We start from the raw sequence: 1,273 nt of genomic DNA, 5'->3' as shown, positions 1-1,273 counted from the left end.
GTTTAATTAGAGCGTTCGCAGTTGTAAAAAAAGCTGCAGCGCTTGCTAATACAGATGTAGGAAGATTAGAATTGAACAAGGGCGGCGCGATCGCAGAAGCTGCTCAAGAAATTCTTGATGGAAAATGGCATGATCATTTCATCGTAGATCCAATCCAAGGCGGAGCAGGTACTTCAATGAACATGAACGCAAATGAAGTCATTGCCAATCGTGCTCTTGAATTATTAGGAATGGAAAAGGGAGACTATCATTATATTAGTCCAAACAGTCATGTAAACATGGCGCAATCAACAAATGATGCATTCCCAACGGCGATCCATATCGCAACATTAAACGCATTAGAAGGTTTATTACAAACGATGGGTTATATGCACGATGTATTTGAATTAAAAGCAGAACAGTTCGACCATGTGATTAAAATGGGTCGTACACATCTACAAGACGCTGTGCCAATTCGTCTTGGACAAGAATTTAAAGCGTACTCTCGCGTACTTGAACGTGATATGAAACGAATTCAGCAATCACGTCAACACTTATATGAAGTAAATATGGGAGCAACTGCAGTTGGTACAGGTTTAAATGCAGATCCAGAATATATTGAAGCAGTTGTAAAACATTTAGCTACCATTAGTGAACTACCACTTGTTGGCGCAGAAGACTTAGTAGATGCAACGCAAAATACGGATGCTTATACTGAAGTATCTGCAGCACTTAAAGTATGTATGATGAATATGTCTAAAATTGCGAATGACCTTCGCTTAATGGCATCAGGTCCACGTGTTGGTTTAGCTGAAATTATGTTACCAGCTCGTCAACCAGGTTCATCTATTATGCCAGGGAAAGTAAACCCTGTTATGCCAGAAGTAATTAATCAAATTGCTTTCCAAGTAATTGGTAACGATCATACAATTTGCCTTGCTTCAGAAGCAGGACAATTAGAATTAAACGTGATGGAACCAGTACTTGTTTTCAACTTACTGCAATCGATTAGCATTATGAACAACGGTTTCCGTGCCTTTACAGATAATTGCTTAAAAGGAATTGAAGCGAATGAAGATCGCTTAAAAGAGTATGTTGAGAAGAGTGTAGGAATTATTACAGCCGTGAACCCTCATATCGGTTATGAAGCAGCAGCTCGTGTTGCAAAAGAAGCAATCGCGACAGGGCAATCCGTTCGAGAACTTTGTGTGAAAAATGGTGTATTGTCACAAGAAGACTTAGAGTTAATTCTAGATCCATTCGAAATGACACATCCAGGGATTGCAGGAGCAAC

1 protein-coding gene is annotated in these 1,273 nt (G+C 39.6%); it reads left to right on the top strand.

Going from position 1 to position 1,273, the window contains the following annotated elements; genetic code table 11:
• Positions 1-1,273: aspartate ammonia-lyase (gene aspA / locus ACYVEC_RS30615; RefSeq protein WP_063225066.1), on the top strand; the 1,273-nt coding region annotated here is incomplete at both ends.

It is taken from the genome of Bacillus sp. MN7755, from assembly GCF_054771475.1.
Note: the sequence above shows the minus strand (reverse complement) of the source record. Positions and strands in the feature narration are given on the sequence as shown.